The organism is Bacillus sp. Brlt_9 (genome assembly GCF_051948935.1).
GTDB lineage: Bacteria > Bacillota > Bacilli > Bacillales > Bacillaceae_G > Bacillus_A.
On the sequence record NZ_JAYJLO010000006.1, the window covers coordinates 266,073 to 292,850 of the forward strand.

The 26,778-nt window shown below is 36.6% G+C and carries 26 protein-coding genes, 3 pseudogenes and 1 riboswitch; of the genes and pseudogenes, 8 read left to right on the forward strand and 21 right to left on the reverse strand.

Annotated features, from left to right (window positions below):
- Positions 1-102 precede the first annotated feature (102 nt).
- The gene (gene gapN / locus VF726_RS23130) at positions 103-1,542 is read left to right on the forward strand and encodes an NADP-dependent glyceraldehyde-3-phosphate dehydrogenase (RefSeq protein ID WP_440172472.1); all 1,440 of its coding nucleotides are present in this window, start codon (positions 103-105) and stop codon (positions 1,540-1,542) included.
- 74 nt (positions 1,543-1,616) lie between these two features.
- Here gapN and VF726_RS23135 read toward each other — a convergent pair whose 3' ends face one another.
- Both VF726_RS23135 and racE read right to left on the reverse strand, forming a co-directional pair.
- The gene (locus VF726_RS23135) at positions 1,617-2,708 is read right to left on the reverse strand and encodes a DUF3626 domain-containing protein (protein ID WP_440172474.1); all 1,092 of its coding nucleotides are present in this window, start codon (positions 2,706-2,708) and stop codon (positions 1,617-1,619) included.
- A 109-nt stretch (positions 2,709-2,817) separates the two neighbouring features.
- Positions 2,818-3,648: a glutamate racemase gene (racE, locus tag VF726_RS23140; RefSeq protein WP_440172476.1), complete on the reverse strand. Its 831-nt coding sequence runs from the start codon at positions 3,646-3,648 to the stop codon at positions 2,818-2,820.
- Between the two features lie 200 nt (positions 3,649-3,848).
- A riboswitch (Lysine riboswitch) is annotated at positions 3,849-4,031 on the forward strand.
- A gap of 146 nt (positions 4,032-4,177) precedes the next feature.
- On the opposite strand from racE, the gene VF726_RS23145 reads away from it, so the two are divergent.
- The 4 genes and pseudogenes from VF726_RS23145 to VF726_RS23160 all read left to right on the forward strand — a co-directional run.
- A complete protein-coding gene (locus VF726_RS23145; RefSeq protein ID WP_440172478.1) occupies positions 4,178-5,602 on the forward strand; it encodes an amino acid permease in 1,425 nt (474 codons plus the stop codon).
- 61 nt (positions 5,603-5,663) lie between these two features.
- Positions 5,664-6,863: an ABC transporter permease gene (locus VF726_RS23150; RefSeq protein WP_440172480.1), complete on the forward strand. Its 1,200-nt coding sequence runs from the start codon at positions 5,664-5,666 to the stop codon at positions 6,861-6,863.
- Positions 6,864-7,145: 282 nt separating this feature from the next.
- Positions 7,146-7,661, forward strand: coding sequence for a type 1 glutamine amidotransferase domain-containing protein (locus tag VF726_RS23155; protein ID WP_440172482.1), 516 nt, complete (start codon positions 7,146-7,148; stop codon positions 7,659-7,661).
- Between the two features lie 116 nt (positions 7,662-7,777).
- Positions 7,778-8,134, forward strand: a pseudogene (locus tag VF726_RS23160) (general stress protein); the annotation flags it as partial.
- A 123-nt stretch (positions 8,135-8,257) separates the two neighbouring features.
- Here VF726_RS23160 and VF726_RS23165 read toward each other — a convergent pair.
- The 6 genes from VF726_RS23165 to VF726_RS23190 all read right to left on the reverse strand — a co-directional run bounded on the left by VF726_RS23165 (position 8,258) and on the right by VF726_RS23190 (position 12,476).
- Positions 8,258-9,460, reverse strand: coding sequence for an MFS transporter (locus VF726_RS23165; RefSeq protein ID WP_440172484.1), 1,203 nt, complete (start codon positions 9,458-9,460; stop codon positions 8,258-8,260).
- 210 nt (positions 9,461-9,670) lie between these two features.
- Positions 9,671-10,252, reverse strand: coding sequence for a TetR family transcriptional regulator (locus tag VF726_RS23170; RefSeq protein WP_440172486.1), 582 nt, complete (start codon positions 10,250-10,252; stop codon positions 9,671-9,673).
- 128 nt (positions 10,253-10,380) lie between these two features.
- On the reverse strand, positions 10,381-10,695 hold the full coding sequence (locus tag VF726_RS23175) for a DMT family transporter (RefSeq protein WP_000539674.1): 315 nt from the start codon (positions 10,693-10,695) through the stop codon (positions 10,381-10,383).
- A gap of 2 nt (positions 10,696-10,697) precedes the next feature.
- On the reverse strand, positions 10,698-11,042 hold the full coding sequence (locus tag VF726_RS23180) for a DMT family transporter (RefSeq protein WP_000796014.1): 345 nt from the start codon (positions 11,040-11,042) through the stop codon (positions 10,698-10,700).
- Positions 11,043-11,397: 355 nt separating this feature from the next.
- Positions 11,398-11,853: an N-acetyltransferase gene (locus tag VF726_RS23185; RefSeq protein WP_440172489.1), complete on the reverse strand. Its 456-nt coding sequence runs from the start codon at positions 11,851-11,853 to the stop codon at positions 11,398-11,400.
- A 128-nt stretch (positions 11,854-11,981) separates the two neighbouring features.
- Complete coding sequence (locus VF726_RS23190) at positions 11,982-12,476, reverse strand: Lrp/AsnC family transcriptional regulator (RefSeq protein ID WP_440172490.1); 495 nt, start codon at positions 12,474-12,476, stop codon at positions 11,982-11,984.
- 204 nt (positions 12,477-12,680) lie between these two features.
- Between VF726_RS23190 and VF726_RS23195 the strand changes: the two genes are divergently transcribed.
- Positions 12,681-13,592 carry a DMT family transporter gene (locus tag VF726_RS23195; RefSeq protein WP_440172492.1) on the forward strand — a complete coding sequence of 304 codons (912 nt, stop codon included), beginning with the start codon at positions 12,681-12,683 and terminating at the stop codon, positions 13,590-13,592.
- A 34-nt stretch (positions 13,593-13,626) separates the two neighbouring features.
- Here VF726_RS23195 and VF726_RS23200 read toward each other — a convergent pair.
- The 10 genes and pseudogenes from VF726_RS23200 to VF726_RS23245 form a co-directional block, all read right to left on the reverse strand.
- A pseudogene (locus VF726_RS23200) lies at positions 13,627-13,722 on the reverse strand (hypothetical protein); the annotation flags it as partial.
- Between the two features lie 150 nt (positions 13,723-13,872).
- Positions 13,873-14,263 (reverse strand): annotated as a pseudogene (locus VF726_RS23205) (DUF6241 domain-containing protein); the annotation flags it as partial.
- On the reverse strand, positions 14,263-14,664 hold the full coding sequence (locus VF726_RS23210) for a nuclear transport factor 2 family protein (RefSeq protein ID WP_440172494.1): 402 nt from the start codon (positions 14,662-14,664) through the stop codon (positions 14,263-14,265). The gene VF726_RS23210 and the pseudogene VF726_RS23205, both read right to left, overlap by 1 nt.
- Before the next feature lie 155 nt (positions 14,665-14,819).
- On the reverse strand, positions 14,820-15,224 hold the full coding sequence (locus tag VF726_RS23215) for a DoxX family protein (RefSeq protein ID WP_440172496.1): 405 nt from the start codon (positions 15,222-15,224) through the stop codon (positions 14,820-14,822).
- Between the two features lie 152 nt (positions 15,225-15,376).
- Complete coding sequence (locus VF726_RS23220) at positions 15,377-16,450, reverse strand: DUF871 domain-containing protein (RefSeq protein ID WP_440172498.1); 1,074 nt, start codon at positions 16,448-16,450, stop codon at positions 15,377-15,379.
- A gap of 48 nt (positions 16,451-16,498) precedes the next feature.
- Positions 16,499-17,863 (reverse strand): PTS transporter subunit EIIC, encoded by a 1,365-nt coding sequence (locus VF726_RS23225; RefSeq protein WP_440172500.1) that lies wholly within the window; start codon positions 17,861-17,863, stop codon positions 16,499-16,501.
- A 23-nt stretch (positions 17,864-17,886) separates the two neighbouring features.
- Positions 17,887-18,771 (reverse strand): N-acetylmuramic acid 6-phosphate etherase, encoded by an 885-nt coding sequence (gene murQ / locus VF726_RS23230; RefSeq protein ID WP_440172502.1) that lies wholly within the window; start codon positions 18,769-18,771, stop codon positions 17,887-17,889.
- A gap of 156 nt (positions 18,772-18,927) precedes the next feature.
- Entirely contained in the window at positions 18,928-19,791 is an 864-nt protein-coding gene (locus VF726_RS23235; RefSeq protein ID WP_440172504.1) for a MurR/RpiR family transcriptional regulator, read from the reverse strand.
- Positions 19,792-19,820: 29 nt separating this feature from the next.
- Positions 19,821-20,135, reverse strand: coding sequence for an outer surface protein (locus tag VF726_RS23240; protein WP_440172506.1), 315 nt, complete (start codon positions 20,133-20,135; stop codon positions 19,821-19,823).
- A gap of 124 nt (positions 20,136-20,259) precedes the next feature.
- A complete protein-coding gene (locus VF726_RS23245; RefSeq protein WP_440172533.1) occupies positions 20,260-21,465 on the reverse strand; it encodes a cation:proton antiporter in 1,206 nt (401 codons plus the stop codon).
- Positions 21,466-21,644: 179 nt separating this feature from the next.
- Between VF726_RS23245 and VF726_RS23250 the strand changes: the two genes are divergently transcribed.
- Positions 21,645-23,048, forward strand: coding sequence for an amino acid permease (locus VF726_RS23250; RefSeq protein WP_440172508.1), 1,404 nt, complete (start codon positions 21,645-21,647; stop codon positions 23,046-23,048).
- A 34-nt stretch (positions 23,049-23,082) separates the two neighbouring features.
- Here VF726_RS23250 and VF726_RS23255 read toward each other — a convergent pair whose 3' ends face one another.
- The 3 genes from VF726_RS23255 to VF726_RS23265 form a co-directional block, all read right to left on the reverse strand.
- Positions 23,083-23,247: a hypothetical protein gene (locus VF726_RS23255; protein WP_087931302.1), complete on the reverse strand. Its 165-nt coding sequence runs from the start codon at positions 23,245-23,247 to the stop codon at positions 23,083-23,085.
- A 12-nt stretch (positions 23,248-23,259) separates the two neighbouring features.
- On the reverse strand, positions 23,260-23,463 hold the full coding sequence (locus VF726_RS23260) for a hypothetical protein (RefSeq protein ID WP_000391504.1): 204 nt from the start codon (positions 23,461-23,463) through the stop codon (positions 23,260-23,262).
- A 78-nt stretch (positions 23,464-23,541) separates the two neighbouring features.
- Positions 23,542-26,001: a LamG-like jellyroll fold domain-containing protein gene (locus VF726_RS23265; RefSeq protein ID WP_440172511.1), complete on the reverse strand. Its 2,460-nt coding sequence runs from the start codon at positions 25,999-26,001 to the stop codon at positions 23,542-23,544.
- Positions 26,002-26,356: 355 nt separating this feature from the next.
- Here VF726_RS23265 and VF726_RS23270 point away from each other — a divergent pair.
- The coding region (locus tag VF726_RS23270; RefSeq protein ID WP_440172513.1) for an S-Ena type endospore appendage at positions 26,357-26,778 on the forward strand (422 nt) is incomplete at its 3' end.

Genomic DNA, 26,778 nt, shown 5'->3' on the forward strand with positions numbered 1-26,778 from the left:
AAGAAATCGTTTTCACAAACATTTCATTTGAAAAATGTTATCAAACCCCCTACAATCACCTTATACTCACTCTTACAAGTTGCTATTTTAGGAGGACTAATCATGACAACTAGCAATACGTACAAATTTTATTTAAACGGAGAATGGAGAGAAAGCTCTTCAGGAGAAACAATCGAAATTCCATCTCCATACTTACACGAAGTAATTGGACAAGTACAAGCAATTACTCGCGGAGAAGTAGATGAAGCAATTGCATCTGCAAAAGAAGCTCAAAAATCATGGGCGGAAGCTTCTCTACAAGATCGCGCAAAATATTTATATAAATGGGCTGATGAGCTCGTAAATATGCAAGATGAAATTGCCGATATCATTATGAAAGAAGTCGGTAAAGGATATAAAGATGCGAAGAAAGAAGTTGTTCGTACAGCTGACTTCATTCGTTACACAATCGAAGAAGCTTTACATATGCACGGAGAAAGCATGATGGGCGATAGCTTCCCTGGCGGAACGAAATCTAAACTTGCGATCATCCAACGCGCACCACTTGGTGTTGTATTAGCAATCGCACCATTTAACTACCCAGTAAACTTATCTGCTGCAAAACTTGCACCAGCATTAATTATGGGTAACGCTGTTATTTTCAAACCTGCAACTCAAGGTGCAATTAGCGGTATTAAAATGGTTGAAGCACTTCATAAAGCTGGCCTTCCAAAAGGTCTTGTAAACGTAGCTACAGGACGCGGTTCTGTAATTGGTGACTACTTAGTAGAGCATGCTGGCATCAATATGGTATCGTTCACAGGTGGTACGAACACAGGTAAACATTTAGCGAAAAAAGCTGCAATGATTCCACTTGTATTAGAACTTGGCGGTAAAGACCCTGGTATCGTTCGTGAAGATGCTGACTTACAAGATGCTGCAAACCATATCGTAAGCGGTGCGTTCTCTTACTCTGGTCAACGTTGTACAGCTATTAAACGTGTCCTTGTACACGAAAACGTAGCGGACGAGCTTGTTGGCTTATTACAAGAGCAAGTAGCTAAATTATCAGTTGGATCTCCAGAACAAGACAGCACAATCGTTCCATTAATCGACGATAAGTCTGCTGACTTCGTTCAAGGTTTAGTTGACGATGCTGTAGAAAAAGGTGCTACAATCGTTATCGGTAACAAACGTGAGCGTAACTTAATTTACCCAACATTAATCGACCACGTAACAGAAGAAATGAAAGTTGCTTGGGAAGAGCCGTTCGGTCCAATCCTTCCAATCATCCGCGTTTCTTCAGATGAAGAGGCAATTGAAATTGCTAACAAATCAGAGTTCGGCTTGCAAGCGAGTGTCTTCACAAAAGACATTAACAAAGCATTCGCAATTGCTAACAAAATCGAAACTGGTTCTGTTCAAATTAACGGACGCACAGAGCGCGGCCCTGACCACTTCCCATTCATCGGTGTAAAAGGTTCAGGTATGGGCGCACAAGGTATTCGTAAGAGCCTTGAGTCTATGACACGTGAAAAAGTAACTGTATTAAACTTAGTTTAATCTTATATGTAGAAGCTGATCTAGTTTTAGATCAGCTTCTTTTTACATACATGCTTCCAAAAATAATACCGTATTTAGTTCAATTTTCGATTTGGTTTTCCAAATCGAACTAAAACATGCCATAATAATTTTAATTCCTGAAGTACTTCTTCATATGTTCCGCGATCACTCCACGATAGTGGATTACTTTTCAAATCCACTACAGCAGAACCAATTATATGTGCATCTATGCAATTATTTCGTGCAATACGTCTTGCCAAAGATGGCATTTTCGAACCTCTGAAATCCATTGGAACTTCATCTACCATCAGTACAAAACCCTTGTGCCAATACAAATCAATAGAATACTTCAAACAAATCTCTTCTAAAGTTCTACCTACATTCGTCCCCTTAAATGAAGGATCTACAACAAGCACTTCCACGTCTTCTTTAAGAGAAATATCTCCATGAATCTGTGCTTCAATATAATGGTTAAGATTACGGGCTGACTCTTTGTTTACGAAATCTATAAACGGTCTTTCCAGGTTAGCCAGTAAATGACGAATGAGTCTTGTTGGAGTCAAATTCCCTTCACCAATTGCAAACTCTCTTACGAATGTCTCTTCCAAAAGAGCAGCTAAAATCATATCAAACTCCTCATAAGTCCCCTTTTCTTTTGGATCTTGATGCGAATCTAAATACGTATATGTAGAGCGATAAGAAACTTTTGGAGATAAGAGAAAATAACATGATCCAAAGCGCGGGGCAGGCCCATCTGGATGTAACATTACATTTAGCGCGCCATATTTAGGCCGTTCATTATTCGTTACGCCTTCCAATTGATATGCGCCTCCAAATATTCTCTGTTCCCAAAGGTCACGTTCACCACCCGGATAAGCAGATACACTCCCATTAGATAGCAATGTTTCAAACTGACTTTTATATCCTCCTTGCTCAAACAGTGCTTCAGCAATACTTTTCATATTCGAATCTAATCTGTCTGGATGAAAGTGTAACGCAATCCTTGCATGAGATTTTAAGTTAGCGACAGCTTCTTCAAACATTTCATCTGGAATATTAGACATTTTCAATATATGATTAATTGTTGCTTTAGCCTCACCCTTTTCGTTCTCTGCATATTTTGAAATATACTGTAAAGCAAATAATTGCGATCTTGATAATTCCATAATCAAACCTCTCCTTTCATTAAAATGACCTTAATCATTTCAATGAAAAGCTTATTCTTTCCTTCTTATGAAACGAACCTGGTTTATTAAAAAAGTAATTTAATAAACCCTAATTATACATACGCGCATTTTTCATCGGCAAATGTACATATTCTACAGAAATTTGATACCCTAGCCATCGCTCAGCAATATGTTCAAATGATAAGGCAGAGCCTGTTGTAAAAAATCGATGTTTCGGATTAAGTTTGTCAGACAGAATTCCTTTGTGCTGTAAAATTGTGCTTAACTCTATTGCTGTTTCTTCTGCCGAACTAATAATCGTTACATCTTCTCCTAATTCCTTTTTTATATAGGGCTCTAAAAGTGGATAATGCGTACACCCAAGAATTAGTGTATCTATATCTTCTTTCGTTAATGGCAGTAAAGCTTGTTTCACTTGCTGCGTTACATATACTGTATCTTCTAATTGATTTTCTACAACTGTAGCTAAAGTCGGGCACGCATAACTATGCACTTCCAAATATGTATCAAGCTCGTGTAATGCTTTTTCGTACATATTAGATTTTATCGTACCTACAGTTCCAATTACCCCGATTTTCCCTTTCTTCGTCACTTTAATGGCAGCTCTTGCTCCCGGATGTATAACGCCAATAACTGGAATAGAAAGTGCTTCTTGCAAATCAGTCAATGCAGCAGCTGCACCAGTATTACATGCTACCACTAGAGCTTTTAATGGAAACTGTTTGAGGAAATCAACCATTTCAAATATGAAAGATTGTACCTCCTCTACACTTCTTGGCCCATACGGACAACGCTCATTATCACCAATATAATAAATGCTCTCCTTAGGCAATTGACGTATAATCTCACTCGCAACTGTTAATCCCCCAACCCCTGAATCTAGTACACCTATTACGGAATTTTCATTACATACAGACATATACTTCATCCCCTTCTCAATCTTCTAGCCCTCATAATATTTATTATATTATGAAAATTCGATATTACATAATAATCCCTCTCTCCTTTAATCACAAACTCTTCTCTATAATCTGATTATTACTATATCCATTGACGTATAAAAATTCATTTGTTACTCTTAAAGACGTTAATTTAATATTTAAATCCTCATTCGTATCTCGGTGAGGTAGAGGTTGCAGTCATTAAGAGTATCATTTCAGGAGATGTAGTGGCATTGATGAAGAAATGAGAAAGGAATGATTGCCGAAGTAAGCCCGTGTCCACCATGCACGCTTGCTGGGTCTGCATTTAATAAGTGCAGAACTGTCACAAACGTTTCGTTTGTGGAGAGCTATCGAGAGGTATGTCGTGGGTTTCTTATAAGATAGAAAGCATGTAGCGGCAAATTACGTGCTTTTTTTGTTTTGTTTGGGACTTTTCTTCTCTACTAAGAAGACATACATATCTCCTCGCTTGACTTGGTTATACTAACTTTGGAGGTATTTTCTATGCAACAAAAAAAATGGGGCTTTTGGGTACTAACAGCTTTCGTTGTCGGTAACATGGTTGGCGCTGGTATTTTCATGGTGCCAAGTACGTTAGCACAAACAGCAAGCCCTCTCGGTGTCACTTTAGCTTGGTTAACAACAGGGTTTGGTGTTTTAATGCTAGCTCTTGTTTTCGGTAATTTAGCAATTCGTCGTCCTGATTTAACGACAGGACCACAAAGTCATGCATATGCTTTATTCTCAACACCAAAAAAGAAAAAAATGGCTGGTTTCAGTATGGTATGGGGATATTGGGTTGCAAACTGGGCAAGTAACGTTGCCATCATTACATCATTTGCGGGATATTTATCACTCTTCTTCCCAATTATGAAAGATACACGACTACTATTTTCAATCGGTTCTTTTGACATAGAAGTCGGAAAACTAATTACATTTACGATTTGTTCCATCTTACTTTGGGGAACTCATATTATATTAACGAACGGTGTAAGTGGAGCTGGAAAACTAAACTTCTTAGCAACAACAACAAAAGTAACTGGATTCCTTTTATTCATCGTCGTTACGTTATTTGCATTCGAAGCTTCTAAGTTTGGACAATGGTACACACCGATGATCGACAAATCAGGTGTATCACACGGCCTACTTTCACAAGTAAACTTAGCTGCTCTTACAACGCTTTGGGCATTTATCGGAATTGAATCAGCGGTTCTCTTATCAAACCGTGCTGTTTCTCCAAAAACAGTAAAACGTGCAACAGTTGCGGGATTACTTATTACAGTTGCGATTTACTTAGGAATTACAATTTTAACAATGGGTGTACTTCACGTTGATACATTACAAGCTTCTGAACGTCCATTAGCAGACGCACTAAACGCTGCAATGGGTCATGGAGGCGGGAAACTGATGGCATTACTTGCTCTTACTTCCCTGTTCGGTTCGATTTTAGGCTGGATATTATTAAGTTCAGAAGTACCATATCAAGCAGCAAAAGAAGGTTTCTTCCCTTCCTTCTTCACGAAAACGAACAAAAAAGGAAGCCCAATTTATTCATTACGCTTAACAAACATTATGTCGCAAGTGTTCTTATTCTCAACATTATCAGGAACAATTGCGGAAGCTTATACATTCGTTATTACCGTATCAACACTGGCCTACCTCATTCCATATCTCGTTTCACCAATCTTCCAGTTAAAACTAGTCGCTACTGGTGAAACGTATAAAAATGAAATGCGGGCAAGAATTACAGATGGCATAGTCGCAGTGATCGCACTTTGCTACGCACTATGGGTTATTAAAACGGGTGCAGCCGATATAAAAACGTTCCTTCTCGGAATTGGTTTATTCGTAATCGGCTTTGCCTTCTATCCATTAATGAATCGTGATCAGAAAAAAAATAACGAAAAGAAAAACGAGCAAGTTGCGTAACGCAATTTTGCTCGTTTTTTCTTTTATAAAACATATATAATAGAACAAAGAGGTGAAAAACATGTCAATCGAATCATTATGGAGCAGTCGCTTCCAACAACATATGCAAAATATCATTACATACTTTGCACGTATGATTAACGGTTTACTATATAGCTTTATCTTTATTTCATGCGTTGGCGCATATTACTATGCTCAGTTTCTAAAAGCATCTCCTTCTAAAGGAATATCTTTACTACTTATCACGATTGTACTTACATTCATTGTAACGAGATGCCCGATCCGTACATTTATTCAAAAACCTGATGCGGTCTATTTGCTTGCATTAGAAGAGAAACTAACATCTTATTTTAAAAAATCTCTTCTATATAATTACATCATTCAGCTTTTCCCATTATTATTTACGTTCCTTATTCTCGTTCCACTTGCCATGCAATCATTACAAGTAACGATACCTTTCTTATGTACAATCTTTATCGTTTTAATGATTACGAAAGCTTGGAACATGTACATACATTGGATGTGGCGTGATAGTCACGAAAGAAGCATATGGTTCATTATTCGTATTACTTGTAATGCGCTCATTATTTACATGCTGTTTTACTCAGCACATGTTCTCATATTAGGCGGATTACTCTTACTACTTACTTTCCTGCTTTTATATACGAAAAAGCAGCCAACAAAACGAATACCGTGGGATTACATAATTGAACAAGAAGAAAAAATGAACGTTCGTTTTTATCAATTTGCTAGCATTTTCACCGATGTTCCGCAACTGAATAAACAAGTAAATAAAAGAAAATGGCTTACAAACTGGATTGAACCTTTATTACATAAAAAACGAGCGACTTTCTTCTATTTACATACACTCGCATTTTTACGCGGGAATGATTATTTCGGTATATATATTCGCTTAGGCTTAATCGGTGCCTTCGCCTTATATTTTATACCAAACATATACGTAAAAGGCGCTATCGCATACATCGTCCTATATATGATTTCTATGCAGCTCCGTTCCCTGTGGAAATATTTTTCGGGAAATATTATTGTAGCATTATATCCAATTCATACTGAAAAACGAATGAATCAATTTCTTCACTTAATCTTTATATTGCTAAGCATTCAACTCATTGTATTTTCAATTGTTATACTCATTGCTACAGGTCAATTTTTACATAGCCTTATCATTATGATTATCGGGTTACTCTGGATCAAATTTATTATTGTACCAAAAACGAAGCAACGTGTTTCTTCGTTTTAACGAAAAGAATTATCTTAAAAGCCAAGGAGAAAATAAATTTTCTCCTTGTTTTTTTATTTTTCTTCCTCAAACAAGAATCACTGAAACAACCAATATTTTATGCTTTTTACATACAAAAACGATACTACATGTTTACGTCCTAATAAAAAGGGTATGTATTAAAGTAACAGGGCAAAGGAACTGGAGGGAATGAAAAATATGAATTAAAAGTTTCACTTTATAAAAGACATTGCTCAAGGATGATTCTGAAACCGATAATATTAATGTAAGGAGCGGATTAGAATGAGTAAAAAAATTGCTATTTTAATAACGGATTATTTCGAGGATACAGAATACACAGAGCCAGTAGAGGCGTTTCATCAAAAGGGATATGAATTAACAACTATTGAAATGCAAAAAGGGAAAACGGTACACGGTAAGCAAGGAAAAAGTGAAGTCGTAATTGATAAAAGTATTGATGGTGTTTCTCCAGATAACTTTGATGCCCTCTTCATACCGGGTGGATTTTCCCCAGATATACTTCGTGCAGATGAGCGTTTTGTACGCTTTAGTAAAGCATTTATGGATGCGGAAAAACCTGTTTTCGCTATTTGTCATGGACCTCAGCTACTCATCACTGCACAAACACTTGAAGGACGTGATGTGACTGGATATAAATCTATTGAAGTCGATTTAAAAAACGCCGGCGGAAACTTTCACGACAAAGAGGTAGTTGTATGCCAAAATCAGCTAGTAACAAGTAGACAACCGGAGGATATCCCAGCGTTTATTGAAGAATCGTTGCGTATATTAGGATAGTTACTTTGCTTAATCCCCTTTTATTTATATGAAAGAATTTAATCAGTGGGGGGTTTGTTCATCCCCCACTGATTATCCCCACTTCACCAACTAGTGAGATAAATAAAAAAAGATAAGGAACACTTTACTGGTACGTAAAGTGGAAACGACTAAAAAAAGAGAAAACATCTGTTACGCCTATTAGGATGATTCAATATTTAAAAAGACTTAAAAAGATAACTATAGCATTCATTATCACAGGATTTATTACGTTTACTATTGATTTTATAATTTGGTATCCCCACTTACCTTTAGGCGGGCTATCATTCACTCTATTTATTTATATTTTTGCATTACTTGAGTACATTAACTATTATCATACTCAGCTTTCATACGATAACATCTTTGATATTAAACATTTAATCAAATCAAAAAAACTAAAGCAATCCTGTATAAATAAAGATTTTCAACGTATTTCACAAAATAAAACTTAATTAGTGAGAGTTTTGTTCATCCCCGCTAAGTATTCACCCGCACCAATCAGGCTTTTACGGGCAGCCCGACTCCCACAAATAGCAGGATAAAACAAAAACCCCTTACCGTCGTAAGGGGTTTGATTACTTCGCAAAACTTTCAGCTAGCTGTTTCTCTCTCCACATAAACGTAATACCGAGACCCACTATTAAAACAACTCCTGAAAATGCATATGGATAATGAATGTTCATATCAAATAATATGCCGCCCATCGCTGGTCCTGCTATATTTCCTAAACTCGTATAAGTCGAGTTCATACCAGCAACGAATCCTTGCTCTTTTCCAGCTGCTTTTGATAAAAACGTCGTTAAAGCTGGACGAAGTAAATCAAATGCAAGGAAAATAAAGCACGTAACGAGAAGTACGATCCAATAATTAAAGACTACAGTTGAAACGAATGCTAATACTGCACCTACAATTAAACAGATTTGAATTAACACTTTTTCACCGAACATGTCGACTAATTTGCCAAACATAAATACTTGCACAACTACCCCAAAGATTGAACTAATTGTAATGATTGCCGCAATATCTTTCGGCGTGAATCCAAACTTATGATCAGAAAACAGACTAAACACAGTTTCATACGCTGATAAACCGAATGCGAGTACAAATACGATAATAAATGCAATTGCATACATTGGATGTAATGATTTCTTTAAATCACCAATAAAGCTTGATTCTTTCGTATTAGAAGAAATCTCTGCAAGCTCTTCTTTCGTTAACGGTTCTTTTAAAATAAAGATAGAAATTACACATGCTATAAAAGCAATTGCTGCTGCAACGAAGAACGGTACACGTATACCGTACTCTGCAATAAATCCGCCAATTCCAGGTCCTATAATAAACCCAGTACTAATCGCCGCAGATAAATATCCCATCGCCTTTGGGCGTTCCTGAATTGATGTAATATCCGCAACATATGCCGTAACACCAGGCATAATAAAAGCAGCACTAATTCCGCCTAACACCCTCGCTACATAAAGCATCCACACATCTTTTCCTAATCCGAAAAGAAGTTCTGAAACACCAAAAATAAATAATCCAATGATGATCATTTTCTTCCTACCGTAAAGATCGACCCACCGGCCTGTTATAGGTGAAGCAATAAGCTGAGCCATTGCAAATACTGCAACGAGATATCCCATCGTCTTCCCTGTTAAACTCATGTCATTCATAAAGGACGGCATAACCGGAATGATTAATCCAATCCCTAAAAAAGCGATAAATATATTACTCAAAAGAATGACCAGTACCATCTTTTGTTCTTTTATCGGTTTCTTCACTTTTTAACACCTCTTCCCGTAAGCTCCTCTCAAAAAAATAATACCCAAGAAGCTTTTTCTTTATCCTACTATTTGTGGGCTAATCATGAGTAGAGATGCCCCTACCCATTAGAATCTCACTCTATCCTTCCACACATACATACGCATTAGGTGAATGACTATCATTCATTTCCCTTCAAAAATAAACCTACCTTCTCAGACAGGTTCATCTCACTTTTTCTTTATATGTAGTGCATGTGTTAAAAAATCTAGTACTTCTGCCTTTTGTAGCTCGACTTGCTCATCATCTTTATGATCATATAAATAAACTTGTTCCGCTGCTGATTCAACTAGAGCGATAAATAACTTAGCTGTTCGCTCTGCATGAACCGAATCGCGAATTTCACCAGCTTCTTTCGCCTCATTTAAAAATTCACTTAGCCACATATAAAGAGGCTCATACACAGCTTCCCATTCTTTTATATGTTCTGTAGATGCAAGACCTGCATACATTAAAGCTTGTATTTCACGATACTCAGCTATGAAGTGAAACACCGCATCTATTACTTGCGTCACTTTACTTGAGAAAGGCGCATCATTTTGCACTTTTTCTTTCACTGCAAGTATCATCTTTTCAACCATCACTTCTGCTATTGCAGGCATAACAGATAACTTAGAAGGAAAATATAAATAGAAAGTTCCTTGTGCAATGCCAGCCAATTTCACGATATCAGAAATCTTCGTTTTTTCAACGCCCTTTTCCTGAAACACTTCAATAGCTGCATAGACAATTTTCTCTTTTTTATTCATCATCTAAACCCTTTCAAACACATATTGAATGACTGTCACTCATTTTATAAAATAACTAGCTGTACTGTCAATTATCGTGCACTTTTTATAGTAAAAATCTCCTAACGACTTGTTAGGAGATAAGTATATCTTTACGAAAGAGCCTTTAATCCTGTCACTCCGCATACAATAAGAGCCACACTAATGATACGTGCTTTACTTTTTGACTCACCAAACAGGAACATGTTTAATAAAACGGCACCTGCTGTTCCAATACCAATCCAAACCGCATACGCGACACTGACTTGTAAAAATAAGAAAGATGTATACAAGAATGCAAAGGATGTAGCAAACCCGCCTATATAAAGCGCACCATTTGCTAACGTTTTATCTTTACTATACATTTTAAGACCGATCACACCGACTATTTCACTAATTGCAGCACAAAATACGAAAAACCAACCCATCTTTAAGCAGCTCCTTCCACAGTTTCTTCCTTATTATCAGCTAGCTTTAAACCGATAACGCCAGCTACAACCATCACGATAAAGAATAATTTCCCTACACTGAAACTTCCGCCGAAAAGGAATACGTCCATTAAGAAAGTACCTACCGTACCAGCTCCGGCGAAAATGGCATACACAGTCCCTGTCGCAAGATGCTCACACGCTTTAGAAAGAAAGTGAAAATCAACAGCGATAACTCCTAAAATAATAATCCAATGCCACCAAGTATCGGCCGTATTAAAACCAAACACCCAAAAAATTTCAAAGATACATGTTAATATGACATATAACCAAGCTCTATTTTTCATACCTCTCACCTCTTATGACTGACTATCAGTCATTTTTGTTTTAAAAAAATATACTCCTTTATCACTACTATATATAAACAACTATCATCCTCATTTACCGTTATATTTGTTCCATTTCCAAGCAAACTACATTCTGTTATAAAAAATGACTGAATGTCATTCATAAATATTGTACATGAATATTTTAAAATCTGTCAATGCCGAAAGTTTATTTTAAATTTATTTCATCCGGTTTGTATATTTCCTAATAATCTGTTAATACTGCTAGTAACATAATATTTTCTCCACTCCCCCTTGGAGAGATCCCTTTAATAGAGCAGTTAGCGTTTGCTAGCTGCTCTTTTTTATATTTGTTTCACCCAACATACCGAATCATCGCCACCTCATCACAATAATCAACCTTTGGACAATGCCTACAATCAATCCATACTTTCTCTGGTAATGCCTCTCTATTCACAAAATCAAACCCGCATTTTTGAAAAAATTCTGTTTCATATGTTAAAGAAATGACTCTACTCACTTTTATTTTCGCTGCCTCATTTATTACATGGTTCACTAACATACGCCCGATTCCCTTCCCTGCATATGTATGCGAAACGACCAAAGACCGTACTTCTGCAAGATCTTCCCCTAATACATGTAATCCAGCAACTCCAACAATTTCCCCGTCTGCTTTCATAACATATAAACATTGCAAATATTGATAGAGAGACAACAAAGAACGCGGTAAAACAACTCCCTCTTTTGCGTAAATTTCAATGAGACTATAAATTTCTTTCACATCACTCGTAACTGCATTAAAGATTTTCATATTCTATCCCCTTGCCCCCAATATTAATATTTATAACTTTAAATGGATTTTAATTCATAATTTTATATAATAATACATCTCTCTTTTCTCCTCGTCAATCACTTTATACAAACAAAAAACCAAGCAATCTAATCGATGCTTGGTTCCTCATTTCGTATCGGTAATACCGTCGAATATTTAATTTCACGAAGTGCTAAACTCGTCTGTATACGCGTAATACCAAGCTTATTCAGCTTTCTAATAAACTGCTCCAGCTCTTTACGATCACGATTTGCAACCTTTAATAAATAATCGTACTCTCCTGTTAAACAGTGACATTCTAACACTTCCGGCATCGATTCTAATTCTCTCTCCAACACTTCCAGTTTATCCGATTGATGAATATTCGTACTCATAAAAATGAAGCATAACAAATCAAAACCAAGCTTTTCTTGATTTAAAATGGCTACTTGCTTATCAATGAACCCTTCTCCATCTAATCTCTTTATTCTTGCATGCATCGCAGCTGGTGATAAATTAACTCGTCGCGCAAGCTCTGCATTACTTACTTGTGACTCCTTCTGCAATATATCTAAAATTCGTACATCTAAATCATCTAACACTTTAATAACAGACGACTCCATCAAAATTCCCCCTTTTTATTACCGATGATTATTCGAAAAAACAACTTATAATCTATATAAAACTGAATATCTTTCCATAAATATCATCCAAAACAAAATATATTATCAACTTTTATCCATTATACAAAAGAATATATTACACAATAAAGAAAAATGCTAAAATTATTTACAATTCACATTGATTACAACAAAGGGGATTTTAATATGCCTTATTTTTATGTCTTTTTACTATTACTAACAAGCTTATTATGGGGAGGAAATTTCGTCGTTGGAAAATCGCTCGTTGATCATGCGTCTCCGATGACACTTACAAGTTTAAGATGGATGATTGCAATCGTTTGTTTATTACCGATGGTTTGGTTTAAAGAAAAGAAAATCATTCCGCCTCGTGCTGCACTACTCCCATTAATACTGATGGGAATTTCAGGAGTCGCTCTTTTTAACATCTTTCAATTTTTAGCATTAGAAAAAACATCCGCAACGAATGTAGGGCTTATTTCTACATTAAACGCAATTTCCATCGCATTATTTTCTGTCTTATTTCTAAAAGAAAAAGTAAACACACTTCAAATTTTATCTATGATTCTTTCATTCTTTGGGGTTATCCTCGTCCTATTAAAAGGTAATTTCTCGCTTTTATTTTCACTACATTTTAACAGTGGCGATTTATGGATGATTGCGGCAGTTTGTATTTGGGGAATCTATTCTGTTTGCAGTAAATGGGCAACAAAAACAACGACGCCACTTATGGCGACGTTATACTCTGGTATTTTTGGTGTTATTTTATTATTGCCATTTAACATAGGTAGCTTCACTGTTACGAATATAAACACATCTTTTATAACATCACTTTTATATACAGGACTCATTTCCACAGTTCTTTGTATGGTATTTTGGAATGTTGGCGTACAAAAATTAGGAGCAACTACATCTGGCATTTTTCTAAACTTCAATCCAATTTTCACAGCTATTTTAGCATTCCTTTTCCTCGGTGAAGAACTAACATGGATACAAATTTTCGGGACAATAATTGTTGTAACAGGATGTTATTTATTTTCTCATTTCAAAACTGTTGCTGTTCAGCCGACTAGAGCTTTAATACGAAAACATTCTTAATGAAAAAACATCGTCATCTGAGTTGGCGATGTTTTTATTTATTCTTCATTTCTTTTATATACTTCTTTTCTTCTTCTGGTGATAAACGTTCTGTTGCCTTGCCAGTATCTCCACCTTGAAGGCTCCATAAAGTGAAACTTTAATCAGTGGGGGTTTTGTTCATCCCCCACTGATTATTAGTTGAACCAATCGGGCTTTTACGGGCAGTTGATCCCCACCTAACTTCTTTGCTTCCGCTGAATTTTGATGTGGGGGTCTTACTGTCCGTTAATGCGGGGTAAAAAGTTATGCTCCTCAACAGTTTGAGAAAAATCTCCTTTTTCCCATCTATTTATAATAGAAAATAACTTCATTTTATATTGAAAACCTATACTATTTTCAATATCTCTTTTCACATGAGAAATTTCCTTGTTCGTCATTTCTACAAAACCCCATTTTTCAGAGGATTTTACCTTTTGATGCACCATTTTATGCATAGTAGAAATAACTTCACCTTCACTAACTTGTGGATCTTCTTCTGCAACTTTCTTCTCTTTTTCGTTTGCCGCTTGCTGGGTTTGAATATTTTTATTTTCTTTTTCCACATATGCAAGCAATTTCTTTCCGCCAACTATAGACGAGATAATTACTATAATTGTAATGCATATACCTACGATCCATTTAAAAAGCATTAGCTTTTCATCGCTTCCCTAACAATATGACTATCTACATACTGCTTAAATTTCACGATTTTTCCGTTCTCCAGTTGCCATACGTGAACAAAATCTGCTTCAAATGATTTTCCCGTTTCTTTATAAACTCCTGAATAAACACCTTCAGCAATAATTACATCTTTTCCGTTTACTTCATGGTACATATTTACACTCGCTTTATAATCATCCCATTCTGATCCTAATCGGCTAAATACATTTTTTATTATTGCTTCTATCCCTATATAAGTTCCCCCGTACGGGAATCCTTCTGCCTCTGTCCATTCTACTTTTTCAGAAAGGGCTTCTACTAAATGTTTTGCATTCGAAGAGGCTGATCCTTCATACGTACTTCGAATCATTTCTAAATTTGATTTAGGCATGTTACTTCCTCCCGTTTTATTTATTTTTTACACAAGATGTAACTGATTAAGTTACATCTTGTGTAAAAAAATATTTAAATTGTTTTATTCTTAATCCGCTAGTTGTAATCATTATAGTTACATTAATGATTCAAGTCAACATTTTATAAATAAGTTTACTTCGTTTTCATTACTTTCTCTTTTAAGAAGCGATCTACATATCCTTCTGCTTTTACAACGAATAAATACGCACCCATTGCTAGTAATGCAAGATCTAATTCATATCCTGGATTCTTTCCATCTCCTAATAAACCTGCTGCTCCATTTACCTTTACGATAGCTCCAGCTAAAATAAGAGCGAATAACAATCCTACATATTTTACGCCTAAACCGATAATTAATAATATACCACCAACTAATTCTACAGTTGCTACGCCGTATGCAAGACCACCTGGTAAACCGATGCTTGTAAACCATCCTGCTACGTTATCGATACCTGATTGAAACTTCGTTAAACCGTGCGCAAAGAATGTCACTCCTAACACGATGCGAATAATTAAATTCCCAATATATTGGTTCATTTTGAACTCTCCTTTTTGTTTTGTTATGGTGAACTTTTATTTACAAGTCAAAACAATACGGTATTTCATTTCATTCGTCAAATACTTTTTTAAAGAAAACAAAAAACATTATCCCTTTTACGGATAATGTTTTCTTACAAAATAGCGCTAATTCAGGCTTTTACTCTATCACACAGAAAAAGTTGAAACATTTTTCCAGCACTAACATACGGCAATAAAGACACATCTTCTTCTATAACCATGCCAACAACATTCACCTTCTCATCTTGAGGCAAATCCTGTACAACAACCTGCATCTCCCCAGCATATCTACCGTACAATTCATTATCAATTGTAATGCTGCCTTTCTTTCTTGAAATGGTAGACATCGGCTGTAACACGACTTTATTTTCTTCTCGTGATTCTACAGAGCGAATGACATCACGAGCTGGATCTAGTCTATTTGTATGAACTCGCTCCACCACTTTTAATGCTTTTTTATCATTTATAAACGATTTGTAGCGTAGAGGAATAATCCCTCTACTCGCACTCGCTATCTCTTGTACACTTTCTACACTTCCACTTATATCCCCGATTAACACCTTATCGACACCACAATCTTGTACAAGTTCTAAGTACGATTCAAGCGGGCGCATATTACGGTGCTTTTCTAACGTTGGTAAGCCTTCATATAGCGGACCACGTTTTTCCCCATCTCCCGGAATAAATGCCATCGTTTTTATTCCGCACTCATGTAAGTATTCGTTTTGCTTTTGTAAAAAGGACTTTGCTAGTCCTGTTTCTGGGCGCGGATAAAAATTATGCCAAGCTTCTACATTCTCTACCCTTATCTTTTCTGTGATTAACTCTTTCCAAAATGAATCTGTAATCGTACTCGCATTTAAAGCTACTTTCATCCGATGAGATACACGCGCTATTTCTTTCGGTGCAATGCCATAATCCATTCGTAAACCAGTAATGCCCCATTCCACTAACTCTTCCACATTTTCGTACGTCATTCCTAAATGTTGTAACGATTTTGGAGAAACATCGACCATTAACTCCATTTCATTGTCGAGAGCTTGTTTCCCAAGTATTTGAATTAACTCTTTATACGTACCCGGATCATCTTCTGGAATGTGTAGTGATGTGAAAATAGATAAAAATCCGTTTCCCTTCGCTACTTTTAGCCACTCTTCTTGTTTCTTTACTCGCTCTTTTGAAAGATATATTGAAACTCCTAGCATATGAATCTCCCTTTCTATGAATAGAAAAAGAGAAAGGAATCCCTTTCTCTATATGTTTTCTGCCATTTCTTCTTTAAAGCCAAAGAAGTACGTAAAGATAAATCCGAAAGTATATGCAACAACTAATCCAAGGAAATATAATAAATATTTATTATCAGCAATTAATGGGATTAAAGATAATCCTGATACGCCAATTCCTAGCGCGGCTGTTTTCATAACTGCTTGGAATGCACCGCCGACAGCCGCTCCTAAACATGCAGTAATAAACGGTTTCCCAAGTGGTAATGTAACACCGTATAATAACGGTTCACCAATTCCTAAAAATCCAACTGGTAATCCACCTTTAATCACATTACGAAGGCGTTTATTTTTTGTTTTTACAAAAATCGCAATTGCTGCGCCAACCTGCCCAGCACCTGCCATTGCGAGTACTGGTAATAGAGGTGTTACGTGCGTTTGATTAATAAATTCCATATGAATTGGTGTTAAACCGTGATGTAATCCGACCATAACGAGAGGTAAAAAAGTTCCGGCAAGTACCGCTCCAGCGAACGCTCCGCCAATGTTTAAAATACCATTAATTCCGCTTGTAATACCATCAGATAAAAATCCTGCTACTGGCTGAATTGCTAACATCGTTACAATACTTACAGCTAATACAGTAATAAGCGGCGTTACAATAATATCAACTGCATTCGGCACAGCTTTTCGAACTTGTCTTTCCACTACAACCATAAGCCACGCTGCAAAAATTACTGCAAACAATCCGCCCCGTCCTGGCACTAACGCTTCACCAAATAACTTTACGTTCGCCATCGCCGGGTTGAAAATTAAAATACCTGCAATTGCCCCAAGAACCGGTGTCCCGCCAAATTCTTTCGCTGTATTCCAGCCGACTAAAATGCCTAGGAATGTAAAGATACCGCCACCAATGAGTAGTAACATTTGTAGCCATGTAGCGTTCGGATCAGCACCTGCGTTTTTCGCAAAGTTAGCGACCCCGTTTATAATACCTGACGCTACAAGACCGGGAATTAACGGAATGAAAATGCTTCCTATTTTTCGTAAAAAGTTTTTCACTGGTGTATTATTTTTCTTCTTAATCTCTGACTTTATCTCTTGCCCAATATCTTCAAGGTGATGATCTGCTACCTCACCAATTCTAAGTCCTGTTAAACCTTCCATTTCAGCTGCTACTTTATTTACCGTTCCTGGGCCCACGACAACTTGAAGCGTCTCATCTTCAATAACCCCCATAACGCCTTCAACCTTTTTCAAAAGGTCCATATTTACTTTACTTTCATCATGAAGCGTTAATCGTAATCTCGTCATGCAATGAGCAATGCCACGAATATTTTTTATTCCCCCAAGTTGCTCTGAAATCTCTTTGGCCATTCTCTCTTCTTTCTTCATAATAGAATCCCCCTCCCTATTACTTATAGTGCCTTCTTCACAAATCCTTTCGCTTCGTTTAATTTCTCCAGTGCTTTCCCATACTCACACTGCAATAACACCATCACAATCGCAGCTTTCACATTACGTTCTGCTTTTTCATAATACTCTGCCGCTACTTCATAACTAGCGCCTGTTGCTTCCACAATAATTCGTTTTGATCGTTCTACTAACTTTTCATTTGTAGACTGAACATCTACCATTAAGTTTTTATATACTTTCCCCACACCAATCATGGAAGCTGTTGAAATCATATTCAGTACTAATTTTTGCGCTGTACCAGCCTTCAACCGCGTTGAGCCTGTTAAAATTTCTGCGCCTGTTTCTACTTCCACGTTTAGTTTTGCATATTTACTTATTTCAGCATTTTTATTACAAGAAACACTAGCTGTACTCGCTCCCACACTATTTGCGTATTTCAAGCCGCCAATTACATAAGGAGTTCGACCACTCGCTGCAATTCCAATCACAGTATCTTTCTCATTTAATCCAATACTTTTTAAATCTTCTTCTGCCAATTCTTCGCGGTCTTCAGCACCTTCCACCGCTTTAGTGAACGCTTTCAATCCGCCTGCTATAAATCCTTGCACCATTTTATCATCTGTGCCGAATGTCGGCGGGCATTCCACCGCATCTAAAATACCTAAACGGCCACTCGTACCAGCCCCAATGTAAATTAATCGGCCCTCTTGTTCAAAGGATTTAATAACAATCTGTACAACCTTTTCAATTTCTTCTATTTCATTTTCAACTGCTAACGCAACAGTTCGATCTTCTTCATTCATACTTTGTAACACTTCTTTTATGCTCATCTCATCTAAATTCATCGTCTTCTCATTACGATGTTCTGTCGATAAATTTTCTAACATATTGCCACCCTCTTTGAAATTATATTTCACACTTTTATTATAACTTTAAGAAATTAAAAATCAATAACTCTTTCTTATTCTATGAAATAAAATTTCATAGAATGACATATTTTTGTCAAAGATAATAAAAAAAAGATGAGCCTTCTCATCTTTCTTCTACTTTAACTTCCGTAACCGCACTGCTTCTTCTCGTGTCTCCATAAATTGATCCAATACGTTATTACCAATTCGGTTGAACGTAATGACATATAAAGCATCAATCATATTCAATTGTGTCATTCTTGAAGCAATACTTGCAATGCGATGATCTTGTTCTACATCTGGCATACAAAGACGAATATCCGCCTCTTTATATAACGGTGATGATTGATCAAGCTTCGTAATCGCAATAACTGTTGCACCTTGTCTCTTCGCATATTGCGCCATTTCAAGCACATCTTTTGTTCGACCAGATGTTGAAATCGCCACAAATATATCGCCTTCTTTTAAATTCGTCACAAGCGGCAACATCATATGAAAATCAGATAGCATCATCGCTGTAAATCCGAGCCTTGTAAATTTATAGGCCCCGTCCATCGCTGGAGTAGCTGATCCGCCGACTCCGTAAAATATAACCTTATCCGCATTTACAATACGATCTGCAGCTTTCTCAAGTTCTTTTTTATCTATCGCCGTAACGCTCGCCTCAATTGCAGCTTTATTCACATATGTAACTTTATTAAACAAGTCGTACGGTCCATCTTCCGTATTCATCACTGAAAAATCGTTAATATTATAATCAGCAATCGTTAATTCGCGAACGAGCGCGATTTTAAATGCTTTAAAACTTCCGATTCCAATCGACTTACAAAAGCGAACAACACTCGCTTCACTTGCGCCTGCATTCGTTGACACTTCTTTCGTCGTTAAGTTCGGAACAATCTCTGCATTCTCCATTATGTACATGGCAACCTTCTTTTCAGCTGGTGAAAATTGATCCATATTACTTTCAATTTTAAATAGTAACGTTGAAGCTTTCACTATTTAACCTCCACTTCTTACGGTTGCTTTCATTTATTTTCTCTTGTTTCAAAAAGATAAAAACCATCATCGCCAGGAGGATGGTGAACAATTACAGTTCGATCCCCTTTTTTATATGACGTTATTTCACCTTCAGATCGCTGTTTTTCCCATCCATGTATCCAAATTACAAAGTCAGGTACAAAAGCAGTGTACTTATAGTCTTTCGGGTTTTCGTCTTCTACATAAGAAGAAAAAATAGAAACTGGAAAATCTTTCACTTTTGACTCTTTCCATGCGGTAAATGGTATACATAGTGCAATAAGTATGATTACACCTATAACCTTCCCCCTCGTAATCTTCACACATTTTCTCCCCTCGACTTATCATATACGTAGATTTTACCATAATTACAACCTATTCACGCTATATGACCATTGCTTTTTCCAATAAAAAAGAGCTTACCTACATCAGATAAGCCCTTCCTCTCTATACAAAATATTTCTTCAAAAGTGGCGGCGTAATAATCGTCGTTAATATAACAACAATAACAATCGCTGTGAAATTTTCTTTCGCTAATAAATTCGCCGCAAGTCCATTCGCTGCGATGATAAGCGCCACTTCTCCGCGCGACACCATCCCCGCACCAATACTAATAGAAGATTGAAGGTTGAATCCTGTTAATCTTGCTCCTAAACCTGATCCGATTAACTTTGTAAAAATCGCAATGAGCGTCATAATGATAATGAACCAAAGCTGGCTTCCGATACCTTGAAATGTAATTTCCATTCCAATACTTACGAAGAACACCGGGACAAATATCGCATATGCGATCGGTTCAATTTTATGTTCTACTTCATGCTTATACTCTGTTTGAGAAATAGCAATGCCGGCTGCAAATGCTCCAATAATACCCGCAATTCCCATCATTTCACTGTAATACGAAAAAGAGAAGCAAATAATAAGAGCCGCGCTAATTAATGCTTCTGTTACGCGAAGTGGTACGAGCATTTTCATAATCCATGGAACAACTTTCCAAGAAATAAAAACAATACTTACAAAAAAGATAATTTTCTTTGCAATGACAAGCGTTACATTTACATCTTGTGTACCTAAAAAACTCATGACAAACGCTAATAAAATAACGACAATCACATCATCAAATACAGCTGCACCTAAAATCGTTGTACTTTCTCTCGTATTCATTTTCCCTAAATCTCTTAACGTTTGAACAGAAATACTAACCGATGTTGCGCAAAGTAATAACCCTAAAAAGATCGCATGAGACTGCAACATGCCAAAAGCAAGTCCTGCTAAATACCCACCAAGGAATGGGAAAATAATTCCTCCCATCGCTACCGCGAACGCAGATTTCAAATTCCGATTTAACTCTTCTAAATCGGTCTCAAGCCCTGCCATAAACATAAGTAGTAAAACACCAATTTCACTCAGTTCATCGATTAATTCAGAGCTATTAATAATACCAAGTACTGCTGGACCGATAATAATACCGACAATTAATTTACCAAGTACAGAAGGCTGGCCGAGTCTCACACTAATATCGCCAGCTAATTTCGTACAAAGTAAAATGACAACAAGTTCAAAATAAAATAACATAGCATCTGCTCCTACTTTAACTTTAATGAGTGGGTCATTAACCCTCGTCCATTCCTGCCAGTAGTTTCCCCTATTCATTTGCATTTTATTTGTCATAATTTTATTTGACAAAATATTCTGAATTATATTAAGATTAATCCAGCAATTTTAAAAACAACATACCATAACTGTACCTCCATTTCCTTACATACCCTTTTTTAGTGGACTCATACTATAGTCGCAGTTATGGAAATGAAAAAACGGGGGGAGAGTCCAAAGTGAAGTCATTATTACGAAAAAAAGCGCTTAGTACTGAATCACCACGGCAGTTAGAAAGGACATTAACGGCACTCGATTTAACATTCTTAGGAATTGGCGCCGTAATTGGAACAGGGATTTTTGTATTAACAGGTATTGTCGCAGCAAAACATTCTGGTCCTGGTATTATGCTATCATTCCTTATTGCGGCATTTACTTGTGCTTGTGTAGCCTTTTGTTATGCCGAATTCGCTTCTTCTATTCCTGTCTCAGGGAGTGTGTATACTTACGCATACATGACAGTCGGAGAAGTCGTCGCCTTCATCGTCGGCTGGTGTTTAATGCTCGAATATTTACTTGCAGTCGCGGCAGTAGCTGTCGGTTGGTCTGGTTATTTGCAATCTTTACTACAAGGATTTAACATCCATCTGCCCGCCATAATCGCCTCGGCCCCTGGCGTAGGAAAAGGCGGTCTTATCGATTTACCGGCTGTTTGTATTTTACTACTCATTACAGGACTTTTAAGTTTCGGTATACGCGAAAGCGCACGCATTAATAATATTATGGTTCTTATCAAGTTAGCTGTTATTATCGCCTTTATCGTAGCAGGCGCAAAATATGTAAAACCTGAAAATTGGACGCCATTCATTCCGTTCGGATACGACGGTATCATTACTGGAGCTGCCACTGTATTCTTCGCCTTCTTAGGCTTTGATGCAATCGCAACCGCTGCGGAAGAAACGAAAAAACCACAACGTGATTTACCAATTGGTATTATCGGTTCCCTTCTTATTTGTACTGTTTTATACATGATTGTATCTTTCGTTTTAACAGGTATGGTTCCTTATACACAATTAGATGTTTCTGATCCAGTTGCATTTGCACTGCATTTCGTTGGTGAGGATACAATTGCAGGACTACTTGCTGTTGGGGCGATGACGGGCATGACAACCGTTCTTTTAGTCGTTATGTATGGACAAGTTCGCGTTTCGTATGCGATGAGCCGTGACGGTCTACTTCCAAAAGCGTTAGCGCGTGTGAATAAAAGAGTAAAAATCCCTTTATTAAACACGTGGATCACTGGCGTTGTTGCCGCTTTATTAGCAGGACTTTTAGACTTACACGTATTAGCTAATTTAGTGAACATCGGTACGTTAACAGCATTCACATTCGTTTGCTGCGCTGTCCTTATTTTGCGAAAAACACATCCTGACTTAAAACGCGGATTCCGTACACCTTTCGTACCTGTATTACCAGTTGTTGCGATTCTTTGCTGTTTATATTTAATGATTAATTTGTCTAAAACAACATGGATTAGCTTTATAGCTTGGCTTATAGTCGGCTTATGCTTCTATTTCTTCTACTCTAGAAAACATAGTCATTTAGCTACTGAAAAAACAAATGATGAAAAGAAAAAAGCATAACAAAGTAGCTCGCCGATAAAACGGCGAGCTACTTTCATGTCTGATTATTTTTTTTCGTTAACGATTGTAAAATGATGAATATGCCGATGCAAGCTGTAAACGATGCCCAATTTCCTATTGGTGTAGAATATTTAAAAACGCCAATACCTACAAGCACTATGAAAATAATCACCTGATATACGAGCTTCCACTTTTGCATATATTCCCTCCTTTACTTCGTTCCCTTCTTTTTCTTCTTCCACGCATTTAAGCTATCAAAGAAGAAATTAATAAATAACGTGCCTAAACCCGCTAATAAAAACGTCATTAAAAATAGTACCCATATGCTTTTCTCTTTTAAGAAATAATATCCTACAAGGAGCACAACCGCGATCCATACATATTCAAGAATTCTTTTTAGCTTTTTCTCTTCCAACTTATTCGCTCCTTTTTCTATGCTACTTTTAGTATAACAAAAAAGAAGCCTATCATGATAAGCTTCTTTTCTTCTCTCTTACTTGTTTATGCTTTTTTCAACGAGTGAAATCGCATATTCCATCGTACGATTCATCGTTTCTACCTGTGCATCTTTTACTTTTACATCTTTCACTACAGTTTCGGCCACTGTAATTTTTTGAATCAGTGCTTTCACTGAACCGTCTGTTACATTTGCATCTTGCGCTTTTTTCACTACTACTTTTGCAGATTCAATATTGATTTGTAATTTTTCTTTCAGTGTTTTCGGTTGTTCTACTACTTTAGATTGCAAAAACGTTTGATTTGCAGTTTTTAATTCATTATACGTTTGAATAATTTGTTCTCCAGTACTTCCTATATTTTCAAACACTTGCTTCGCATTACTATAGCTTTTCTCTAATTCTTGAAATGCCTCTTTTGAATATTGACCTGGCTTATCACCAAATTCATACACACCAGCTAACACTTCTTTTACTTTTACAAGCTCTTCAAATAGCGCGTTTACTTGTTCTAACTTCGTACGAATAGAAAACTCATTGTACGCTGCTAATACTTCTGAAGAACTTAACGCTTTGCTATATAATTTCGCAAGCGCAATTTGACCATTTAACGGAATACCACCATTTCCATTACTATCAGGGTCTGCTCCAAATGCAAATGGTACGTTCGGGTGATACACTTTCCCATTAGCTGGCTGACTATTTACTTTTTTACCATCTACGTAAATAGCTACTTCACTTCCGTTATACGTTCCTGTTAAGTGATATGTTTTGTTTGCTTCTAATTGAACTCCAACACGTTTATAACTGCCGCCAATGTGAGTCCATAATTCAACATATCCACTTCCTGTAGACTCAAAACCAATTCCGCCGCCCTCTGTATTTTGCAAAATACCTTGTCCGCGAATTTGGTTCATTGAAAATACAGTTTCTAACGTAAATGAATTTGCCACTTTTTCTTTTTGTGTTGCTGAAAACGGAAGGTATCCAAATGTGTTTGCTTGTCCGTTTAACTTCATAACATTCTTTTTCAATGCTTTATCATATTCAATATTCACATTACCCTTCACATCACCTTTTGTACCAAATGATGAATTATCTTTAAATGTACCATCTGCAAAGTTTACATCGAAAACATCAGCTTTTGGTACTTTCACATTCGGGTCAATATTATCTTTTTTCGTAGTAATTTCTGCAGTTAACGGCTGTACACTTTCATTGCCAAATGAATCAATCGCAACGACTTCAAGTGTATATGTTTTCCCGCCATCTAGTCCGGCAAGTGTAAATGTTAGTTCTTTCGGCACTGGGTCACGATAAAACTCTGAGAATGCTAACAATTTATTTTTTATTTCTCCAGTTTGCTTATCTCTAGCTTGTACACGATAAGAATGAACAAGTAAATTATCCAATGCTTGCATGAATGTTACTGTTGCTGCATTTTCTGTTACATTTGATACCGATAATTTCGCATCTTTTGCGAAGTATGGCTTTTCTTTATCACGGTCTTCTACATGTGTGAATGTTTCTTTCTTTGATGGCAGCTGAATTTTCCACGGTTCGCCTGTCCAAGAATTCGTATGGAAATCACGGCGATTTATCGTTACTTCTTTATCATCTACTTCCACTAATAAACCTTGGCTTAATGTACTAGCTCCTGGCGGGATATTTCCTTGTACTTTCCCACCTTCAACCTCCATATAACTTACTGAAGATGTGCCAATTGATGTAAAGTCTTTTTGGTGAATCGATCTTGGATCATCTAACGGATAATGTGAATGGCCTGAAAACGTAATAACTTGTGGGTATTGTTTTAATACCTCATTAATTTTCGCACTATCTTTTGTTCCCCACTCTTGACTACCGTATACTGTATCTTTAATGTGTTGATGTAAAAATACGAAAATTGGTTTTGCTGGATCATCTTTTTGTGCCTTTGCCATTTCTGCTTTTAACCAATTAATTTGCTTGTCTGAATAATAGCCATGAGTTGTCCCATCTTCTGGCGACATAACAAGGAAATGATAGCCTTTTACCACTTTGTGATAGTAAATCGATTCCATCCCTGTTTTTTCTAAGAAACGCTTCTGCGCACCTTCTACAGTTAAACCGTTCCAATAATCATGGTTACCAAGAGAATTCATTCGCACAGCATCTTTATTTGCATTTTCATTGTACACTTGCATGAAACGATCATATTGCTGCAGCGATCCTGTATCTGTGAAATCACCTACAATGACAAACGCATCTTGCTTTGGTGCAAGCGTATTAAACTGTTCAATCGCTCTTTTCCAGCGAAACGTATCATCTGTTCCACTATTTTTAATATGTACATCACTTACAACTGGAAAAACGATCTTCTTTTCACTTGGTTCCTTTTCTTGCTTCTTCTCTTCCGCTTTGACTGATGTACTCCACGGAACTGATACGAATGCTAATACAAAAACCATTAATAATCCAATAAGACCTTTTACTTTTCGTAAAGCTGTTCTTTCCACGTGAATCCTCCTCATAATAATCGATTCATTACAAAGGCTATTTTATCTAAAGCATATTAATGTCGTTTAAATAATAAATGAATTTTATTAGTTTTTTGTAAATATACAGTTAATTAAAGATTAACTCCAACATTCTTCTTACTATTTTATACAACCACTTTTTGTCTAAAAGAGTCTGAGCATTCTTTTCCCATGTTTATTCACATATAATCTTTTCTATAACATGAAGAATAATTTAAGTTTTAAGCCTATTAGACAATCTTAATTTTTAACATTTTCTTCTTTTTTTAACACATCGGCCATGCTTCTACATTTAATAGTAGTAAAAGACTACTTAAAAAAGGAGGGGGTTGTATTGAAGAATAAAAAAAACATTGGCTGTTTTGCTCCTTTGTCTATCATTTGCCCAGACCCTTGTCCATCGCCCCCCCCTCCAAATCCAAATTGCGAGCGAGTAACAAATGAATTTGCAGGAAATTTCCTCATAACGAATAACACTATGCCCTCTGCCAAAGGTGCATCACAATCGATAATACTGTGGCAGAGTGATGGAATACTACCTATATCAGGTACTGTCTCGGTTTACAATAGTACTAGCAGCACAGAAGCAATTACAATTGAAGTTGTTGGAGCAGTAACCAATACTTTCACTGTGTTTCCTGGTAATACAATATCGTACACAGGAAAAGACTTACAGTCAGTCAGTATTACTAATATCCAACATAATCCTTCACTATATTTAGAAGGCAAGTACTGTTGCCAATTTACATGCTGCTT